Source organism: Micromonospora polyrhachis, from assembly GCF_014203835.1.
Classification (GTDB): domain Bacteria; phylum Actinomycetota; class Actinomycetes; order Mycobacteriales; family Micromonosporaceae; genus Micromonospora_H; species Micromonospora_H polyrhachis.
This window is the reverse complement of the sequence record NZ_JACHJW010000001.1, coordinates 2,931,936-2,950,392: the sequence shown is the minus strand read 5'-3', so window position 1 is coordinate 2,950,392 and position 18,457 is coordinate 2,931,936. Positions and strand designations below refer to the sequence as shown.

General features: G+C 70.3%; 16 protein-coding genes. 10 read left to right on the top strand and 6 right to left on the bottom strand.

Annotated elements, in window-relative coordinates:
- The first annotated feature begins 39 nt into the window (after nucleotides 1-39).
- Genes FHR38_RS12695 through FHR38_RS12665 form a run of 7 tightly spaced genes read left to right on the top strand, consistent with a single transcriptional unit; the run spans nucleotide 40 to nucleotide 7,582 of the window.
- Nucleotides 40-1,086 (top strand): gluconate 2-dehydrogenase subunit 3 family protein, encoded by a 1,047-nt coding sequence (locus tag FHR38_RS12695; protein WP_184534861.1) that lies wholly within the window; start codon nucleotides 40-42, stop codon nucleotides 1,084-1,086.
- Nucleotides 1,083-2,861: a GMC family oxidoreductase gene (locus FHR38_RS12690; RefSeq protein ID WP_184534860.1), complete on the top strand. Its 1,779-nt coding sequence runs from the start codon at nucleotides 1,083-1,085 to the stop codon at nucleotides 2,859-2,861. The genes FHR38_RS12695 and FHR38_RS12690 overlap by 4 nt, the downstream gene beginning before the upstream one ends.
- Nucleotides 2,858-3,247: a plastocyanin/azurin family copper-binding protein gene (locus FHR38_RS12685; RefSeq protein ID WP_184534859.1), complete on the top strand. Its 390-nt coding sequence runs from the start codon at nucleotides 2,858-2,860 to the stop codon at nucleotides 3,245-3,247. The genes FHR38_RS12690 and FHR38_RS12685 overlap by 4 nt, the downstream gene beginning before the upstream one ends.
- On the top strand, nucleotides 3,244-4,263 hold the full coding sequence (coxB, locus tag FHR38_RS12680; protein ID WP_184534858.1) for a cytochrome c oxidase subunit II: 1,020 nt from the start codon (nucleotides 3,244-3,246) through the stop codon (nucleotides 4,261-4,263). Before FHR38_RS12685 ends, coxB begins: the two co-directional genes overlap by 4 nt.
- A 4-nt stretch (nucleotides 4,264-4,267) precedes the next feature.
- Nucleotides 4,268-6,787: a cytochrome c oxidase subunit I gene (gene ctaD, locus FHR38_RS12675; protein WP_184534857.1), complete on the top strand. Its 2,520-nt coding sequence runs from the start codon at nucleotides 4,268-4,270 to the stop codon at nucleotides 6,785-6,787.
- A 1-nt stretch (nucleotide 6,788) separates the two neighbouring features.
- Complete coding sequence (locus FHR38_RS12670; RefSeq protein WP_184534856.1) at nucleotides 6,789-7,205, top strand: hypothetical protein; 417 nt, start codon at nucleotides 6,789-6,791, stop codon at nucleotides 7,203-7,205.
- Nucleotides 7,202-7,582, top strand: a complete 381-nt coding sequence (locus tag FHR38_RS12665; RefSeq protein WP_221449002.1) for a c-type cytochrome — start codon at nucleotides 7,202-7,204, stop codon at nucleotides 7,580-7,582. The genes FHR38_RS12670 and FHR38_RS12665 overlap by 4 nt, the downstream gene beginning before the upstream one ends.
- Here FHR38_RS12665 and FHR38_RS12660 read toward each other — a convergent pair.
- Nucleotides 7,564-8,493 (bottom strand): cytochrome c oxidase assembly protein, encoded by a 930-nt coding sequence (locus FHR38_RS12660; RefSeq protein WP_184534855.1) that lies wholly within the window; start codon nucleotides 8,491-8,493, stop codon nucleotides 7,564-7,566. The genes FHR38_RS12665 and FHR38_RS12660 overlap by 19 nt on opposite strands.
- A 9-nt stretch (nucleotides 8,494-8,502) precedes the next feature.
- The gene (locus tag FHR38_RS12655) at nucleotides 8,503-9,720 is read right to left on the bottom strand and encodes an FUSC family protein (RefSeq protein WP_312882079.1); all 1,218 of its coding nucleotides are present in this window, start codon (nucleotides 9,718-9,720) and stop codon (nucleotides 8,503-8,505) included.
- Between the two features lie 120 nt (nucleotides 9,721-9,840).
- Here FHR38_RS12655 and FHR38_RS12650 point away from each other — a divergent pair, with 120 nt between their 5' ends.
- On the top strand, nucleotides 9,841-10,128 hold the full coding sequence (locus FHR38_RS12650) for a CDGSH iron-sulfur domain-containing protein (protein ID WP_312882078.1): 288 nt from the start codon (nucleotides 9,841-9,843) through the stop codon (nucleotides 10,126-10,128).
- Between the two features lie 19 nt (nucleotides 10,129-10,147).
- Here the strand turns inward: FHR38_RS12650 and FHR38_RS12645 are convergent, their stop codons facing one another.
- The 3 genes from FHR38_RS12645 to FHR38_RS12635 all read right to left on the bottom strand — a co-directional run bounded on the left by FHR38_RS12645 (nucleotide 10,148) and on the right by FHR38_RS12635 (nucleotide 12,691).
- Nucleotides 10,148-11,170 (bottom strand): glycosyltransferase family 2 protein, encoded by a 1,023-nt coding sequence (locus tag FHR38_RS12645; protein ID WP_184534852.1) that lies wholly within the window; start codon nucleotides 11,168-11,170, stop codon nucleotides 10,148-10,150.
- Entirely contained in the window at nucleotides 11,167-12,207 is a 1,041-nt protein-coding gene (locus FHR38_RS12640) for an iron-containing redox enzyme family protein (RefSeq protein WP_184534851.1), read from the bottom strand. The genes FHR38_RS12645 and FHR38_RS12640 overlap by 4 nt, the downstream gene beginning before the upstream one ends.
- 211 nt (nucleotides 12,208-12,418) lie before the next feature.
- Complete coding sequence (locus FHR38_RS12635) at nucleotides 12,419-12,691, bottom strand: hypothetical protein (RefSeq protein ID WP_246446474.1); 273 nt, start codon at nucleotides 12,689-12,691, stop codon at nucleotides 12,419-12,421.
- 802 nt (nucleotides 12,692-13,493) lie between these two features.
- Here FHR38_RS12635 and FHR38_RS12630 point away from each other — a divergent pair.
- Together FHR38_RS12630 and FHR38_RS12625 are read left to right on the top strand one after the other, a co-directional pair.
- Complete coding sequence (locus FHR38_RS12630) at nucleotides 13,494-14,819, top strand: cysteine--tRNA ligase (protein WP_184534850.1); 1,326 nt, start codon at nucleotides 13,494-13,496, stop codon at nucleotides 14,817-14,819.
- 45 nt (nucleotides 14,820-14,864) lie between these two features.
- Nucleotides 14,865-15,377 (top strand): hypothetical protein, encoded by a 513-nt coding sequence (locus FHR38_RS12625; protein WP_184534849.1) that lies wholly within the window; start codon nucleotides 14,865-14,867, stop codon nucleotides 15,375-15,377.
- Between the two features lie 119 nt (nucleotides 15,378-15,496).
- On the opposite strand, the gene FHR38_RS12620 is transcribed toward FHR38_RS12625, so the two are convergent.
- Nucleotides 15,497-17,869, bottom strand: coding sequence for a hypothetical protein (locus tag FHR38_RS12620; RefSeq protein ID WP_184534848.1), 2,373 nt, complete (start codon nucleotides 17,867-17,869; stop codon nucleotides 15,497-15,499).
- Nucleotides 17,870-18,457 lie beyond the last annotated feature (588 nt).

Below are 18,457 nucleotides of genomic sequence, written 5' to 3'. Positions count from 1 at the left end.
CCATATATCCGGCGCGGTCTGGCTATGCTGCTGATGGTCATGCGCGGCGTTGACCGGGTCGGTGCGGGCCGCATCGGGAGAAGTTGGGCGGCGACAGTGGCGGACAAGCAGACAGTGCACGCCAACGACCGCCCAGGGCTCGTCTCCCGGCGGGCCCTCCTGCGCGCCGGATCCCTGCTCGGCGGTACGGCTCTGGTGGCGTGCACCTCCTCGTCGCAGGTGACCGTCCCGGCCGAACAGAACGTCGACGCGCCGTTACGCCACCCGGTCCCACCAGCCCACACCCCCACCGGCGTCCTGGCGTTCTTCACCGAGGTCGAGGCCCGCACGGTCGAGGCGGTGACCGCCCGGATCATTCCCGGCGACGCGCGGGACCCGGGTGCGCGGGAAGCCGCTGTGGTGACGTACATCGACGCCAAGCTCGCCGAATTCAAGGCGTTCGCCGAACCGACCTTCCTGACCCCGCCCTTTGCCGAGGGCTACGCGGGCACACCGCCCCCAGCGTCGGTGGACGCCGTACCCGTGCCGGAGGACCAGCTCTACCGGTACGGCTACCAGTCCGGCGTCACCCCGCAGGAGGCGTACCGCAACGGTCTGCCCGGCCTCGACCGGTACGCCCGACGGCGGTTCGGCGTGCCCTTCGTCGAGTTGACCGAGGCCGACCAGGACGCGGTACTGGACGCGTTGGACGCGGTGCAGCAGCGCAGTGAGGGCGAGCAGAGCGAGGAGAGCGGCAGCACCCCGGCCGAAGAGGCTGGTCCGGCCCGGCCGGAGGAGGCCGAGTTGGACGCCGTCGAGGCCGACTTCGGCGAGGTGGACCCGGGCGAGTTCTTCACGATGGTGCGTACCGACACCATCGAGGGCATGTTCGCCGACCCGGCGTACGGCGGGAACCGTGGCCTGGTCGGCTGGAACCTGGTCGGTTACCCGGGGCCGCAGCGCGCGTACTCGCCGGAGGAGATGTTGGTCGGGGCCCGCCGCCAGCCGCAGGCCCTGGATGGGCTGCCGGCCATGAACCCGGACCGGCGGCACCAACACGGACCGGAGGCCGTGGAGCAGCCCCGGGCTGGGGTCCGAGACGGATGACCACCGTACGCCGACATTCGCCGGTCGAGATCGTCACCATCGGTGCCGGGATGACCGCGTCGATCCTCGCGGCGCGGGTGCTGCCGGAGACCGGTCATCGGATGGTGTCGATCGAGCAGGGTCCGGCGCAGTGGACCTATCCCGACTTCGCCCACAACCATGACAGTCTGCGCTACTCCCAGCGGTTCGCCATGATGCAGGACCTGTCGAAGTTGTCGTGGACCTGGCGACCGAATGCCTCGGCTCCCGCCCTGCCCATGCGGCAGTACGGATCGTTCCACCCCGGGCAGGGCCTGGGCGGATCCCTGGTGCACTGGACTGGACTGACCTGGCGGTTCCTGCCCACCGACTTCAAATATCGCAGCCACCATGTCGAGCGGTACGGGGCGGACCGGATTCCGGCGGAGATGACCGTCCGGGACTGGCCGGTCGACTACGCCGAGTTGGAGCCGTACTACGACGCGTTCGAGTACGACATCGGCGTATCGGGTCTGGCCGGGAACCTGGGCGGACGGATTCTGCCCGGCGGGAACCCGTTCGAGGGGCCCCGGCAGCGGCCGTACCCGAACCCGCCGATGGCGGACAGCGCGTTCGGCAAACTCTTCGGCCAGGCCTGCTCCGAGCGGGACCTGCATCCTTTCCCGACCCCGTCCGGGCTGCTGTCCCGGGGCTGGACGGATCCGTACGGCAACGTCCGGGCCGGCTGCCTGTACTGCGGTTTCTGCACCCGGTTCGGGTGTGAGGTCGGGGCCAAGGCCAGCCCGCTGACCACCTGGCTGCCGGTGGCGCTGGCCACCGACCGGTACGAGGTGCGGACCCGGTGCCACGTGGTACGGATCGACACCGCCACCGACGGCCGGGCGACCGGTGTGACCTATGTGGATGCACAGGGCGGAGAGCACTTCCAGCCCGCCGAGGTGGTGATCGCCTCGGCGTACTCCCTGGAGAACGTCCGCAACCTGCTGCTTGCCCGGAGCGACAAGCATCCGCAGGGGATCGGCAACGACCGGGGACTGGTCGGCCGCAACTACACCTACCAGTTGGAGCAGACCCCGGTGAAGGGGCTCTGGGAGAACACCCGATTCAACTTCTTCATGGGCAACGGCTGCACCGTCCCCCAGATCTACGACTACAACGGCGACGTCTTCGACCACTCCGACCTGGACTTCGTCGGTGGGGCGGCGCTCTTTGCGGAGGCGGGCCAGCGGGACCCGGTCACCTCGGTCGGCACCCTGCTGGAGGACCTCACCGACCGGCAGTGGGGGGCGGAGTGGAAGGCCATGCTCGGCCGGTCGTGGGACAGCGTGGGCGGGATCAACACCGAGGGCGAGAGCCCGGCCTACACCGGCAACTTCTGCGACCTGGACCCCACCTACACCGACGCCTGGGGCCTACCCCTGCTGCGGATCACTTTCGACTGGATGGAGAACGAGCGGAGGATGTACCGGTTCCTGGCTGCCCGTTGCGTCGAGATCATGCGGGCGATGCGACCGGACCGAATGGCCGTCCAGCCGGAGCTACCGCCGTATCGCATCGACGAGTATCAGAGCACGCACGCCACCGGTGGGGCGATCATGGGCACCGATCCGGGCAACAGTGTCACCAACAGCTATGGCCAGGTCTGGGACACCCCGAACGTCTTCGTCACCGGGGCCGCGTTGTTTCCGCAGAACCCCGGAGCCAACCCGAGTGGCACGGTCGGGGCGCTTGCGATCCGTACCGCCGAGACGCTGCGCGACCGCTACTTCTCCGCCCCCGGCGAGCTGCTCACATGAGACGACCGTACGGCTCGGTCCTGGCGCTGGCCGCGACGGTACCCGCGCTGGTGCTGCTCTCCGGCTGTGCCGACCGGGCTCGGGCCGAGGTCGTCGTGGTGCGGATCAACGCCGACGGCTTCGACCCGGCGACCCTGGTGGTCGCACCGGGCACCGAGGTCCGCTGGACCAACGACGACGCCTTCGCGCACACCGTGACCAGCCAGGACAGGACCATCGCGGGTACGCCGGCGGTGCCCGGCACGGCTGTGGGCTGGGACTCCGGGCCGGTGCGTCCCGGGGAGACCTTCGCCCACCGGTTCGACATCGAGGGGACCTACCTCTACTGGTGCCCGGAGCACCAGGCGGAACAGATGGTCGGCACGGTGCGGGTGGCGGCGCCATGAGCGGGCGACGCCGCCGGCTGCGGCGGTACGGGTGGTGGCTGGCGTCGGCGGGCACGCTGGCGCTGGCCGGCTGTGCGGCGGCGGAACGGCAGCAGTCGGCGCTGTCGCCGAAGGGCAGCCGGGCTGAGGCGGTCGACGGACTGTGGCGCACGATGCTGGTGCTCGGGTCGATCGTCTGGGTGGTGGTGACGGCGGTCATCGTGGTCGCCCTGGTCCGGCGCAACCGCCAGAAGGCCGGTACGCCCCGGCGGGCCACGCTCTACGTCACCCTGGCGGGTGCGGTCGTACCGGCCGTCGTCATCCTCGGGCTGACGGTGCAGTCCACCCTGGTACTGCGGGACATCGACCCGCGCGACGCCGGTGACGGCATCGTGGTCGAGTTGACCGGTCACCAGTACTGGTGGGAGATCCGTTACCCGGCCAGCGGGGTGGTCACCGCCAACGAGATCCACATGCCGGTCGGCGAGCGGGTCGCGGTGCAGCTCAACTCCGCCGACGTCATCCACAGCTTCTGGGTGCCCGAGCTGAGCGGCAAGATCGACCTCATTCCCGGCCGGTCCAACACGATCTGGCTGGAGACCGACCGGCCCGGCACCTACTGGGGCCAGTGCGCCGAGTTCTGCGGAATCCAGCACGCGAACATGCGGATCGTCGTGATCGCCCACGAACCCGCCGCGTTCGCGGAGTGGACCCGGCAGCAGTTGGCCGTACCGGGGCAACCGGACGGCGACGAGGACCCGCTGGTCGCCCGGGGCCGGGAGGTCTTCCTCTCGTCGTCCTGCGTGTACTGCCACACCGTCGCCGGCACCGCCGCCACCGGCCGGGCCGGACCGAACCTCACCCACCTGGCCAGCCGGGACACGCTCGCCGCCGGCATCCTCGCCAACGACCGGGGCAACCTGGCCGGCTGGATCGTCGACCCGCAATCGCTCAAACCCGGCAACCGGATGCCCGGTACCGACATCGACGGCGACGAGCTACAGGCACTGCTCGCGTATCTGGAGAGCCTGGAGTAGCGCCGTGGTGGACACCGTCGAGGCTTCGCACGCCGACCGGTTCACCCGGACCTGGGACAACCCGCCCGGGTTGAAGGGCTTCTTCACCCAGGTCAACCACAAGAGCGTCGGCATTCGCTACATGCTGACCGCGTTCGTGCTGTTCCTGGTCGGCGGCGTCGAGGCCCTGGTGATGCGGGTGCAGTTGGCCCGTCCGGAGAGCGACGTGCTCGACCCGCAGAGCTACAACGAGCTCTTCACCATGCACGGCACCACGATGATGTTCCTGTTCGCCATCCCGTTCCTGGAGGGGCTGGCGACCTATCTGCTGCCGCTGCACCTCGGTGCCCGGGACATGCCGTTCCCGCGCTACAACGTCTTCAACTACTGGTGCTACCTCTTCGGCGGCCTGATCCTCTACAGCAGCTTCCTGGTGGCGATGGTGCCGGACGCCGGCTGGTACGCCTACGTCCCGCTCAGCGGCCCCGACTTCGCGGGCAAGGCGATGGACTTCTGGCTCTTCGGCCTCACCCTCGCCGAACTGGCCGCGGTCGGAGCCGCCATCGAGATCAGCGTGGCCGTCCTGAAGATGCGGGCCCCCGGGATGACGCTGAACCGAATGCCGATCTTCGCCTGGGCGATGCTGGCGGTGGCCTTCCTCATCATCGTGGCCTTCATCCCGCTGATCGTGGCGTCGGTCCTGCTGGAGCTGGACCGGGTGGTGGGCAGCGCGTTCTTCGATCCGGTCCGGGGCGGCGACCCGCTGCTGTGGCAGCACCTCTTCTGGATCTTCGGTCATCCCGAGGTCTACGTGATGTTCCTGCCCGGCAGCGCCATCGTCAGCCACGTCATCCCGGTCTACTGCCGTCGGCCGCTGGTGGCGTACCCCCTGGTGGTGCTCGCGATCGTGGTGACCGCCGTGATGAGCCTCGGGCTGTGGGTCCACCACATGTACACCGTCGGGCTGCCGCCGCTGACCCTCTCCTTCTTCACCGCGGCCAGCATGACCATCACCCTCGCCAGCGGCCTACAGGTCTTCGCGTGGATCGCCACCCTGCTGGCCGGCCGCCCCCGGTTCTCGGTGCCGATGCTCTACTCGCTGGGCTTCCTGGTGACCTTCGTCGCCGGGGGCATCACCGGGGTGATGGTCGCCTCGGTGCCGTTCGACGGGCAGGTGCACGACACCTACTTCGTCGTGGCCCACTTCCACTACGTGGTGCTCGGCGGCATGCTGTTCCCCGTCTTCGCCGGGCTCTACCACTGGTGGCCGAAGATCACCGGTCGACTCCTGGACGACCGTCTCGGCCACGTCAGTTTCTGGCTGGTCTTCGTCGGGTTCCACGTGACGTTTTTCCCCATGCACCTCACCGGCCTGTGGGGGATGCCCCGTCGGGTCTACACCTACGAGCGTGAGTTGGGCATCGGTACGGTCAACCTGATCTCCACCGTGGGGGCGTTCGTCCTGGCCAGCGGGGTGGTCGTCCTCACCGTGGCGTTCGCCTGGTCCCTGGTCCGGGGGCGGCGGGCACCGGCCGACCCGTGGCGGGGCGACACCCTGGAGTGGGCGACGGCTTCCCCACCCCCGCCGGAGAACTTTCCCGACATCCCGGTCGTGACCAGTCGCCAGCCCAACTGGGACTCGCCGCCACCCGACGAACTCCACGCGCCGGTACGACAGGCGTTCCTCCGGCGCCCGGCGGACTTCCGTGCCTCGCCACTGACCACCGCCCTCTGGGCCGAACCCGAGGGTGCGGCCCGGCTGGCGACGTCCACCGGTTGGCCCCTCGTACCGGCGGTGGGCCTGGCGGTCATCGCCGTCGGGATGCTGGTGCAGTGGTGGCCGGTGCCGGCCCTGGGGATCGCGGTGGTGCTCGCCGGACTGGTGGGCTGGGCGTTGCGCAACGAGGCCGAGCACACCGACCAGCAGGCCGTACCCCTGACCGGGCAGTTTCCGTTCGAGGCCCCCGGCAGCCGGTCGATCACCTGGTGGGGCGCGGCCGGCGCGGCGATGGTCGGGGTGGTCGCCGTCGTGACCCTGGCCTTCAGCGCCCTGTATCTCCAGGTCAACGCGGTGGCCTGGCCGGGGGACGGGCGGCTGGACCGGCCGCTGTCGGCACTCGGGGTGACGGTGGCGCTCGTGCTGGCGACCGCCGCGACCCGGTGGGGCGCACGCCGCCGCCGGACCGACGGCCCCGGGCCCGGCGATCCACACGAGCGGTCCGCCCACGTCACGGCCGCGCTGGTCGCGCTCGCCGCGGGTACGGTGGCGCTGGCCGTGACCCTCGCCATCTGGTTCGGTAGTGACATTCGGCCGGTGCGGCACGCGTACGACTCGATCGCGGTGACCCTGCTCGGTGCCCAGACGTTGATCGTGCTGGTGGGGGTGGCCAGTAGCGCCGTCGCCCTGCTCGGCCGGTGGCGGCACGTCCGGGACAGCCGACCGGCCAATCTGCTCCAGGGTGCGGCCCTGATCTGGGGGGCCGCCCTGTTCACCTGGCTGGTCACCTGGGCGACGACCGATCTGCTGCCGGTGCTGGTGGGTTGAGATGACGGCGAGTCGAGGCACTGGCCCGGTGTCGGGTGGGTCGACCCGGGCACTGGACCGGGATGCCCAGCGCACCCGACTGGCCGTCGCTGCCCTGCTGGTGCCACCGGTCGCGTGGGCGCTGTCGCTCGCGCTGTCCTATGCGATCCAGGACTTCACCTGTTCGGCGTACGGCAGCGTCGCCGAGCCGCCCCCGGAGGGGGCGATCTTCGCTGTCCTGACCGTGCTGAACGCGGTCCTGTTCCTGGTGACGGTCCTGGCCGGGATCGCCGGGTTCGTCGTGGCCCGCCGGATCGGGCGGGGGCGGCGTTCGCCGCTGGTCTTCCTGGGCTACGTCGGTGCCGGCCTGGCGGTGGTGTTCGGTTTCGGCATCGTCCTCATCGCCTGGCCGCAGTTCGTCGTGGAGGTGTGCGGGTGAGCAACCGTCTCGTTCCGGTCGCCGTGGCGGTCCTGTGTGTCGGCGCGTTCGCGGCCCTCACTGGTTGCGCCGGGGACCAGCCGACGGCCCCGGTGGTGAACGGTGATCCCGGGCGGGGTCGGGAGCGGATCATCCACTACGGCTGTACCTCCTGCCATGCCGTACCGGGGGTGCCGAGTGTGAGCCGGGGCGTGGGGCCCGATCTCGACGACTTCGCCGAGCGGTTGTACATCGCCGGCCAGGTGCCGAACCGGCCGGAGGAACTGGTCGGGTGGTTACAGCATCCACAGGCGGTCGAGCCGGGGACGTTGATGCCCGATCTCGGTGTCACCGAGCAGGACGCCCGGGACATGGCTGCCTACCTGTACGGCCGGTGATGCGGCTGGCCGGTCGGGTAGGCGGCCACGTCCCGGTCGGGTGGTGCGGTCGGCTCCCGGGGTGGTGCCGGCGACTGCCGGTCGGGTAGCGCGGCGCGGGGGCGTAGCAACCGGGCGTACACCAGCGCGACGACGGCTACCACGTAGGCCAGGGAACCGGGGAACCACATCAACGCTCCGCCGAGTTGCTGGTCCTCCAGTGCGGTGAGGTCCCACACCTGTGGGGTGTGTCCGGTGTAGAGCGGGACTGTGCCGAAGGCCAGCACGGCCGCCAGCGCCCCCATCGTTGCCATCCCCGTCAACAGCAGGGCGAACGCCGGCGCGGTCGGGACCCGCCCGAGGACCAGCCAGATCAGGACCATTCCCGACAGCACCAGGGTGACGTGTTCGACGACGTGTACGACGGGGAGCCGGACCGCGAGGTCGTAGCTGGCGGGCACGTGCCAACACAGCCACGGGACGATGTGCAGCGCGGCGAGTACGACCAGTGCGCTGCTCCGGCCCCGCGTCCGTACGGCCAGCCGACGCAGCGGGCGGACGACCCGGGCGTACCGGTGACCGAGGGCGACCGCGAACACGACGGCGGGCCGGCCGAGTACGACCAGCGGTGCGCAGACGAACGAGAGCAGCAGGTGTTGGGCCATGTGTGCCGAGAACAGCTCCTCGGCCAGATGCTCCATCGGGGCGGACACGCTCACCAGCCCGACGAGGGTGCCGACCGCGAAGGCGGCGGACCGCCACGGCGGGAGTTCACGGCGGCCCCGGTCGCTGGTGCGGAGCCGGCGGGCACCGGAGAGGTGGAGCAGTGTCGCGGCCAGGGCCAGCACGACCACGACCAGGTCGATCAGGTCCGACATCGGCGAGCCTGATCCGCCGTGCGCGAGGTGGGACAGCCCCAGCTGGCCGGACATTCCACCAGATTAGTCGCGTCGTGGGGTGTTTCGGGCCTGGTCGCGCTCCCGCTCGGCGTTCTTGGCCGTACGGCGGACCAGGGAGTTCGAGTCGGCCGTATCGATTCCGGTAGCCCGGAGCAGGTCGCTGGCGGCGGTCCGGATCTGGGCGACGACGACGTTGCCCGAGAACCCGGAATCCACCGTGTACGCCTGAGCTGCCTCGTGCACCGCCCGCAGCGCCGTCTTGCGGGTGAGGTCGAGATCTCGGTCGGCGCGGTGCTCGGCGCGGAACAGTCCTACCGCCTCGGCCAGCCGGTTCACCGCCGACGGGAGTTCGTCCGGTATCGGTTCGCCGTGCTCGATCGTGGTTGCCGCGCGGCGGATCAGGCCACGAACGTCCCGGACGAAGTGCTCCATGTGCCCCACGGCATGTGCGTATCGGGCGAGGGGCCGTCTTCGACGCCAGCGGGCAGGTGAGATGAGGACGACCTCCTGTGCTCCGGAGAGGGCATCACGGAGACGGCTGACATCCGTCCCCATCCCCCGCACCCGGTCCAGCGCGCGAATGGCCCGCTGCGGATTCCGCTCCGACAACGCCTCGGCGGTCTCCCGGAGTTGGCTGGTGAGCACCGAGAACACCGGACGAGCCGCCTTCTCGACGAGCCGGAGCGGGTTGAGCGGCAGCAACAGCGCCACCACGATCAGGCCGACGCCGCTGCCCACCGCCGCGTCGACGATTCGGGGGATCTCCAGGTCCCGTTCGGCTGGGGAGACGGCGGAGATCAGCACCGCCGTACCACCCGCCTGGGCCACCAGTGACCCGCTGCCGCCGCTGAGCACCAGCGCCGACGCGATCGCCAGGGCCACGATCGTGCCGATCTGCCACGGGCCGGTACCGAGGAGCAGCATCAGCAGGTCACCGACCACGATGCCCAGGCCGATGCCGAGTAGCAGCCCGACGGTCCGTTGGGCCCGCTGCCCGAGGGCGGCGGCGATGGTGCCCACCGCGGCACCAGGAGCGAACACCGGGGAAGGGTTCCCGAGCAGTTCGTGGGCGACCACCCAGGCCAGCGCTGCGGCGAGTCCAGACTGCGCGGAGAGGATCAGCACCACGTTCACCAACTTGCGGCGGTCCCGTGCCGTTGCCCTGGTGCGCTCCTGCACCTGACGCAGCGCCGCATCGATCTGGTCCCCGACCACGTCGGCCGGGGACGAGTCGGCATGATGCTCGTGGGCGGCGGGCACGGATCCGCCTACCCGACTCAGCCGGACATGAACGTCAGGATCTGCCGGCGGTCGCCTTTCGGCCCCTACACCTGATCGGGATCGGCGTTTCGCCGTACGGGCGGAGGGAACCATCCGGTGGTGGCCAACGATGCTGACGCCGATCCGACCGTGACGTTCTACGAAGACGGCCCACTGCTACTGCGCGGACACTTCGTCCTGCGTACGCCGCAGGGCGAGCAGATTACCGTCGATCGACAGGTGGTCGCGCTCTGCCGCTGCGGGAAGTCCGGCATCAAGCCCTTCTGCGACGGCACACACAAGCTGATCGGGTTCCGGGCACCCAGTCACGCCGAGACGGGGTGGGCCGAGCCGACGGCAGCCCCGGACAACACAGCGGCAGCCCCGGAGAACACGACGACCACCTGACCGGTTGTGGCGGCCCGGCTCATCTGGCTGAACGTCCTGCCCAATCAAGGTGGCGTTGGCGGTGGGCCGCCCGATCGAGATGGCGTTGACTGTGGGCTGCCCGCCGGAACCGTCCGCCGGCGTACCAGACGCCACCCCGGAACAGACGTAACCCCAGGGCCGACCAACTGCACACGGCCCGTTCCAGCACCCAACCGGGGGCCAGAAGTGCGCCGGTGGCGGGAAAGACGGCGGATCCGCCCCCTCGTCGTCGGCCGTACTCCGCCAGCCCGATGATGCCCGCGCCGACAAGCAGCAACGGTCGGGTCCGCCGGATGGCCAGGCTGCCGGCCACAGCCGGCAGCACGCCGAGGAAGAGCGCCATTCGGGCCGGCATGGCCAGATCGTCGTACGCCTGACGGACGCGCTGCCGAAGGAAGTGCGCGGTGGCGGGCGGCAGACGGCGGACGAAGAGATCAGCCGGACGGGCCTCGACCCCGTTGTGCGCCCGGACGGTCCGGATGAGTTCGAGGTTTTCGAACAGCACGTCGGCGGCGTAGCCGCCCATCCGTTGGAACAGCGATCGACGGAGCCCGAAGGTGCCGGGGAAGTCGCCGCCGCAGGCCCGGTTCAGCAGAATCCGACCGGTGTCCCAGCGGGCATGCCACGGCAGCGGACGGAAGTAGTTCTGCGGTCGTACGAGGTCGGCGGCGTCCAGGGACCGGCAGATGGCGTCGAGCGCGTGGTCGTCGTAGCGGATGTCGTCATCCGCGATGATCACCCGCTCGTGCCGGGCCCGCGCGATACCGGTGGTCACTCCGGTCACCTTGCCGTTGGCGTCGCCCGCCACCGGATCGGGGCGCAGATGACGGACCAGTCGCCCCCATTGGGCGGCGTGCCGGGTGAACAACGCGGACGGTGACCCGTCCACAACGGTCACGTCCACCCGGTGTCGTAGCCAGTGCAGGTACGCGGTCAGGTCGGGCAGACCGCCGTCGTCGGTCCACCGCAGCGGCAGGACGTACTCGGCGGCGAGCCGGGTCGGGCCGCCGGAACGGCTCATCCGACCGGCACCGCGTCGGTGATCGCGGATGTCTCCGGGTGCGTCACGTGGTCCGCCCGAAGTGAGCTGTCTCCGGCTTGCCAACTGTCCAGGACCCAGGTCGCGAACGCCCGGTCCAGCGCCAGTCCGCACGCCGCACCGAAGAGGACATCGCCGGCCCGGTCCGGCTCGGCGGTGGCGAACGAGCCGCAGAGGTCGGTGGCGGCGATCTGTTCGTGTACGGCGTCCGCCACCACGTGCTCGTCGTAGAACCGGGTCGCGGTGGTGGGCGCGCCGAGCCTACGTAGGGCGTCCCCGTAGCGGCGGTTGGGTAGCGACGACGTCATCTCGAAGGCCGCCAGGTGCCCCAGCAGCGCGCCCCGCCAACGGCGGTGCAGACCGAACAGGGACATCAGGTTGTTGGTTGCCAGCGTCACCGCCGGTACGGCATCCACGTAGTGCCCGTAGTCGTGGCGGAGCCCGAACCAGCGCATGGTGTCCCGGAACAGCTCGGAGTGCATCCGTTCCGGACGACCGCTGCCGTACTCGTCGAACTGGATCTCAAGTAGGGCGACCTTCGCTGCTCCCGTCAGGCGGGGGATGCCCCAACTGTGCGGATCGGCCTCTTTGAGGTGGTAGACGGAGCGATGAATGACGAACTCCCGGAAACGTTCCAGGTCGGGGTGTCGGTGCAGTTCGGCCGCGAGGGACGGACCGCTGTCCTCGGCGACCAGCCGCGCCAGCGCCTGTGGTATCCCGACCGGTTCCACCGGGGACGGGGTGGGCACGAGTCGGCGTAGGGCGCACTCGAAACGTGTCTCCGCTTCGGCGCGTAGGGCGAGCAGGGACGGCTCCCACTCCCATCGGTCGTCCACGTCCGACCATCCGCGATAGTGCAGTTCGTAGCAGATGAAGAGGGAGAGTTGAAGGTCGTCGTCGGAGAGCGGGTCGGTTCCGTCCCAGGTGCCGGCAAGGCCGGCTGGCAGCGGCGTCGGTGTTCCGGTCAGTGCCGTGATCAGGGCCGACGAGACCGGTCCCCGGCTTGACGGTGTTCGCATGTGCACTCCTGCCGCATGGGCTCTGCTCCGATCCGGTCGGAGACCAACCGGTGTTGCTTCTGCTCTGGACCAGTGACGTCGCGCTGGACAAATGAGGCCACCCGGACGAGTGACGTCGCTGGGCGAGTGAGGTCGCTGGGCGAGTGACGTCGCTGTGGCCCCCGGACAGACCGGGGGCCACAGCAGCCGTCGTGTTGGCTACCCGTACGGGTCACTCCCGCTTGCCGCCGCCACGCCAGGCGCTACCGGCCTTGGCCAGACCGCGGCTGACCAGGTAACCGATCGTCAACAACGTGATCATGAACCAGGCGTTGTCAGCTCGGAAGATGTCTACCCCGGTGCTGTTGCGCCCCACGATCTGCGACGCGATCAGCACACCGGCCACCGCTGCCAGATAGACGTACAGCTCGGTGCTCTTCAGCGCCGGTTTGGTCTCCGTGCCGGGTGTCGGTGCCGGGTGGACGTGGTCGGCTACGCCTCGCATGTCCATTTCCCGGGTGGGCCGGTGGGCCATGTCCGGTTCCGGCCTGTTCGGTAGCCGGTTCGGCATTTGTTGCTCAGACCTAACAGGTGCCTGGGTGCTCATCTTTTCCTCCTCAGGATTCGATGAGATGCTCCCGATTTGCCGGCACGGTCCGCAGACGCCGGCCGTGCTGCGGCAGTCACTGGCTACCCGGCCCGGCGCTGAAGCAAACGGTGGCGGTACGAGGTGCGCCAGTGGTGCGCCCTGCCCGGCGCTCCGGGGAATCCCCGGTCAGCTCACCCGGGTTGGGAATGGCATGTCGAACGGCTCATCTGCCGTATGGCCGTTGATCGGACGGGTCTCCGTCGAGATGGTCGCAGACCCGTTGCCACTGATCGAACACCTCGAAGTGTCGACGGCTCACCGTCTGGGTGAGATCCGCTGGCTGCAGCACCGGTTTCTCTTGTCGCTCCCGCCGACATGGTCAGCGCTCTGACCTGGGCGAGGCCGATCCGGTACGCGAATGGGCGTCCGAGTGCCCACCGGTGCGGGATTTGCTCGGACCGGTCAGGTCCGCTGACATCCACCGTGCATGGCGTGCCAGTCTGTCCCGTACTGGTGGATCACCCGGACGCCCGGGATCATCGCAAGACCTCCGCGGCGAACCGCCGAGAGTCGTACTGCAAGCATGGCGTAGTTGCCGATCTCTTGCAATAAGAACCGGAATACCACTTCTCCAGCCGCTCGTGACTTCCCGAGAGCGGCGGGTTACCGTCTGGTGAGCACTCTGGCGAGTCGTCGTTCGGCTACCGGGAGGCAGCCCATGAAGCACTCGACGGAGCCGGGCATCGTCGCGATCATGGGTTCCGGTGAGACGAGTCCCACGATGGTCAGCGTCCACCAGAATCTGGTCCGTGCGTTGCCCAGCCGGCCGTCGAACGCGGTCCTGCTGGAGACGCCGTACGGGTTCCAGGAGAACGTCGCCGACATATCCGCCCGGGCACAGGACTACTTCCGTCGCCGCGTCGGACTGCCGGTCACGGTGGCACCCGGCATGCGTGGGCAACCGTACGACCGGCCCGCCCGGCCGGACGAGCACCCTGGCCGGGCCGCTGCCGCAACCATCGATCATGGTTTGGCCATGCTCCGATCGGCAGACTGGATCTTCTCCGGGCCGGGCAGTCCGACGTACGCCCTCGCCTGCTGGCGAAACGGCCCGGTGGAGCAGGCACTACGCGACCGGCTGACCTGTCCTCGGGGTGTCGTGGTGTTCGCCTCGGCGGCGGCAGCCACGATGGGGCGGTACGCCGTACCGGTCTACGAGATCTACAAGGTGGGCACCACGCCGTACTGGCTCGACGGACTGGATCTGCTCGGCTGCCTCGGGCTCAAGGTGGCGGTCGTCCCGCACTACGACAACGCCGAGGGCGGAACCCACGACACCCGCTACTCCTACCTTGGCGAACGACGGCTCGCCCGGTTGGAGCACCAGATGCCGGCCGACGCCGCCGTCCTCGGTGTGGACGAGCACACCGCGGTGGTGTTCGACCTGGTGGCGGCCACCGTGGAGGTGGTGGGCCGGGGCAGCCTGACCGTCCGCCGGGCCGGGCACAGTGTGGTGCTCCCCGCCGGGACCACGACCACCCTGATTGAACTACGGACCCTGGTCCGCCAGGGCCGGACCGCCGGGATACCCACCGCGCCGCTGCGGACCCCAGGGCAGGGCAACGCCCACTCGACGCCCCCATCCACCCTGGCCGAGGTGACCATCGACTGCGAGCGGCGGTTCGAGGACGCCCGGCAGCGGCGGAACGCCGTGGCGCTGACCCAGGCCGTACTCGATCTGGAGACGGTAATCCGGTCTTGGGCCGCTGACACCGACGAGGACGACGGCGTCGACAAGGCCCGGTCCGTACTGCGAAGCCTGATCGTACGACTCGGCGAAGCCGCCGGGCAGGGGCTCCGCGACCCTGACGAGCGACTGCGGCCACTGGTGGAGCCGCTGATCGAACTGCGCGATCAGCTACGGCGACAGCGTTCCTATGCGGCGGCGGACACGATTCGCGACGCCCTCGTGGCCGGCGGGCTACGGCTCAGCGACACCGGTGCGGGCACCAGCTGGTCGATGGTGCCAGCGGGTGACGGTTGACCGATCGCAGCGAGCAGCATCTGGCAATTGCCTAAGCTAGGCGACATGTCGTTCCCGGCCGGCACCTCCACCGACCCCACCCCGACCCGATTGGTGCCCGCAGCCGTGGAGACGATCCTGCTCAGCGTGGAAGACGGCATGCTGGGCTTCCGTACCCGGGTCGCGCCGCTCGCCGACGGCGCCCATCCCGATCTGCTGGCCCGGCACCTGGCCGGTCTGGGCAACCGGCTGGCCGGCTGCCTGCTGCACTCCACGTCGTGGCGGTTCCAGGATCGCGGCATCGTGTTGACGTACGCCGTGCTGCCCGACCCGTGCCCGGTCGGGCCAGCCATGCCGGTCGACACCGATGTGCTGGCCCGATCCACCGACCCGCTCGTGCCGACACCGCCGGAGATCAATCCGGTCGACGTTGCTGTGCACGCCTGCCGTCACCTGGCCTTCCTACGCCACACCGATCCGGTGGTTGCCGCGCAGGCGGCCGAGGAGCCGGCGCTCTGGAGCTTGGTCAGTCGATTCAGCCCGGCGGTGGCCGGGCTGCTCGCCACGTCGCACCCCTAGACGGCTCGGGTCCCGGACGGCCTGCCGGTGGCTACCGGTACCACCGGCAGGCCCCCGAACGGGGACGGGCCGGGACAGCTGTCTGCTGCCCCGGCCCGCAATGCGTCAGCGTGGGATGGCTATCCGGCCGCCTGTGGCTTCAGGCAGTACACCTGAGCCTTGCCGTCACCCAGTGGCACCTCGATGTACGGCGGGTTCTGCCCCTCGCACTTGTCCTGGCTGGGCACCTTGGAGACCACCTGGAACGCGCCCTCGTCGGCACAGTTGACGGCCACCGGCTCCTTGTCGGATTCCTTCACGCACGATCCGATCTCGGGCACGAAAGATGCCGGCTTGTCCCCGCTCTTACCGAGCAGCCAGAGCGCACCCAGGGGTACGACCAGAAGCAGGATTGCCACTGTCAGCACCGCCAGCAGCACCCGTCCATTGCGGACCTTGGGTGTCGGTGGTTCGGCTTTGGGAGCTGCCGGAGGCTCGTCCTCCGGCTTGAAGGCGTCGAACCGGCCCTGGTCGGAGTCGGCTCCCCACTGCCCGCCAGCGGGTGCCGGCGAGTCGTCCCACCCCGGTCCCGCCGGAGCGAAGGTGGTGCGATCCGGTGCTCCGAAGCCACCGGGCTCGGCGGAACCGAAGTTGGCCGGCGGGGCCGACGATGGACCGAACCGGCCTGCGCCCTGGGGAGCTGGGCTACCCGGCCGGGCACCGTTGACCGGTCCGCCGAGTGGGGAGCCGTTGACCGCACCGCCAAGGTGGGTCCCGTTGGCCGCTCCGCCGAGTGGGGAGCCGTTGACCGGCGCACCCGAGGACCGGCCGCTTCCCGGGCCCCCGATCAGGTCACCGAAAGGCGGGTTACCCGAGCCGGTGAAATGGGGGGCTGGCTCGCCAGCCGACCCATCGGGATCCGGAGTGGGGGGTGCGACGCGAGCCGATCCGGCTGCTGGCGGACCGGACATGGACGGGGGGAACTGGTCGGCATAGCTGTCCGGGGATTGCACCGGGCTCGGCCCCGAGCCGAACGTGCCGGAGTCCCGGTGCGGCGCATTGTCGGCCGGCGGCCAGTGCTGGTCAGCCTGCGGCTCGGGCGGGGCGTAGGCGCCAGGCCGAGCGTACGGCTCGGGCTGAGCGTACGGCTCGGGTTGGCGGTAGCCGTCCGGAGTGGGCTGCGGCTCGGGCTGACCGTACGGCTCGGGCTGGGTGTACGGCTCGGGTTGGCGGTAGCCGTCCGGAGTGGACTGCGGCTCGGGCTGACCGTACGGCTCGGGTTGGCGGTAGGCGTCCGGGGTGGACTGCGGCTCGGGCTGACCGTACGGCTCGGGCTGGGAGTACGGGTCCGGCTGGCGGTAGCCGTCCGGGGTGGACTGCGGCTCGGGCTGACCGTACGGCTCGGGCTGGGTGTACGGGTCCGGTTGGCGGTAGGCGTCCGGGGTGGGCTGCGGCTCGGGCTGACCGTACGGGTCCGGCTGACCGTACGGCTCCGGTTGGGTGTACGGGTCCGGCTGAGCGTACGGCTCGGGTTGGCGGTAGGCGTCCGGGGTGGACTGCGGCTCGGGCTCTGCCGCAGGTTCGGCAGCGGCGGGTCGGCCGTAGACCCGAGGCTGTGGAGCCGGCATCCCCGCCGACCGTAGTTCGGCCTCGGCGGGTGGCGTGATCCGGCTGGCCACCGGTACGGAGGCACTGGCAGAGACCGCACTCGCGGCGCTCCGCACCCGGTCCAGGTCTGATGACTCCTGCTGGCCCGCATCGGGCATGGTGACCCGGCCGGAGTTCTCGGCGTCCCCGGCCGGACGGGGCTGGGGGACCACCGGTGCGGAGGCGGGCGGCCAGGACTGTTCGGCACTACCCTCCCGGCCCGGGAACGCCGGGCTGTCTCCGGCGCCGTACGGGCTGCCACTGTCGGGCCAGGCCGGAGCGGAGGTCTGCGCCTTCGGCGTTTCGTAACCTGTGGCCGGGAACCCACCCGACTGTTCGTAGCCCGGGGGCGCTGATGCCGCGAGGGTCGCACCGGGGATACGGGGCTCCTGCGGCGGTAGCGGGACGGCGTTGGCGGGGGAGAAACCCGGGGATGGTGCCGGCTGATAGGCCGGGGCGTCCCGTTCGGCCCCGGTCTCGGATCCGCCTGCAGGGGCGAACGGGGTGGCAGCAGCGGCAGACCGATGGTCTTCCTCCGGCCGGCGGGGCGAGGGTACGGCGGCGGTTCCCCACGCCTCACCCGCTGGCCATGGCGTCGGCTCGGGGGCTCCCGGTTGCCCGGGATGGTTGCTGCCCAGGTCACCGGTGCCCGGCCAAGGCGGCGGAGGGGTCGCTGCGACCGGTGCTGGTGCTGGTGCTGGTGCTGGTGCGGCTGCGGCAGCCGGCGGGTTGCCCCAGTGGGCGGCGAAGTCGGTGTTCGCCTGGCTCGCCGGTGCTGACGGGCTTCCGGGAGCGCCCTCAGGTGGACCCCAGAGGTTTGCTGCCGCAGGAGGCTCGGGGGCGGTGCCGGCAGGCGCTCCCCACATGCTGGCTTGTGGTGCGGGTCCGGGCGGCGGGCCCCCCGGTACGCCCCACGGGGTGACTGGAGCACTTCCGCCCTGGGGGTGTGTGGTCGGGGGCGGTGGTGCCCACGCGGTGTTGGGTGCCGTACCCGAGTCGTATTGGGTGGGGAATCGTTGTTGGTCTTGTGGTGCGTGGCTGCCGTGTGGCGCTGGTCCAGCGGCGCCCGGCGCAGCCCCCTCCGGCTCCTGGCCGGGGTGCTGCAGGCCCTCGGACGTCATGCGCGCGCCTCCTCCATCACATGTCGGCCGCCGGTTGCCGACCCGGGTGCCGTCGGCGGGGTCGACGGCGCCGCCGGCGAAACCGGCCGTGCAAGCTTCCCGCACCGTAACCGGCGGATGCCGGCGGCGCTGGGCAGCGCTGTCGTCAAGTCCAACCGGCCGGAGGATTTGAGAGATGTCGATCAGCTCGGAGGTCCGTGCGGCCGGTCCTGGTAACGACTGAGCCCAACCGTACCGGGCGCTGTGAGGGGTATGGAATCCCGGTGTCGGTCGGGCTGAAACGCCGATGACCCGCCCGAGGTGCGGGGCGGGTCATCTGTCGGGGGAGGAAGT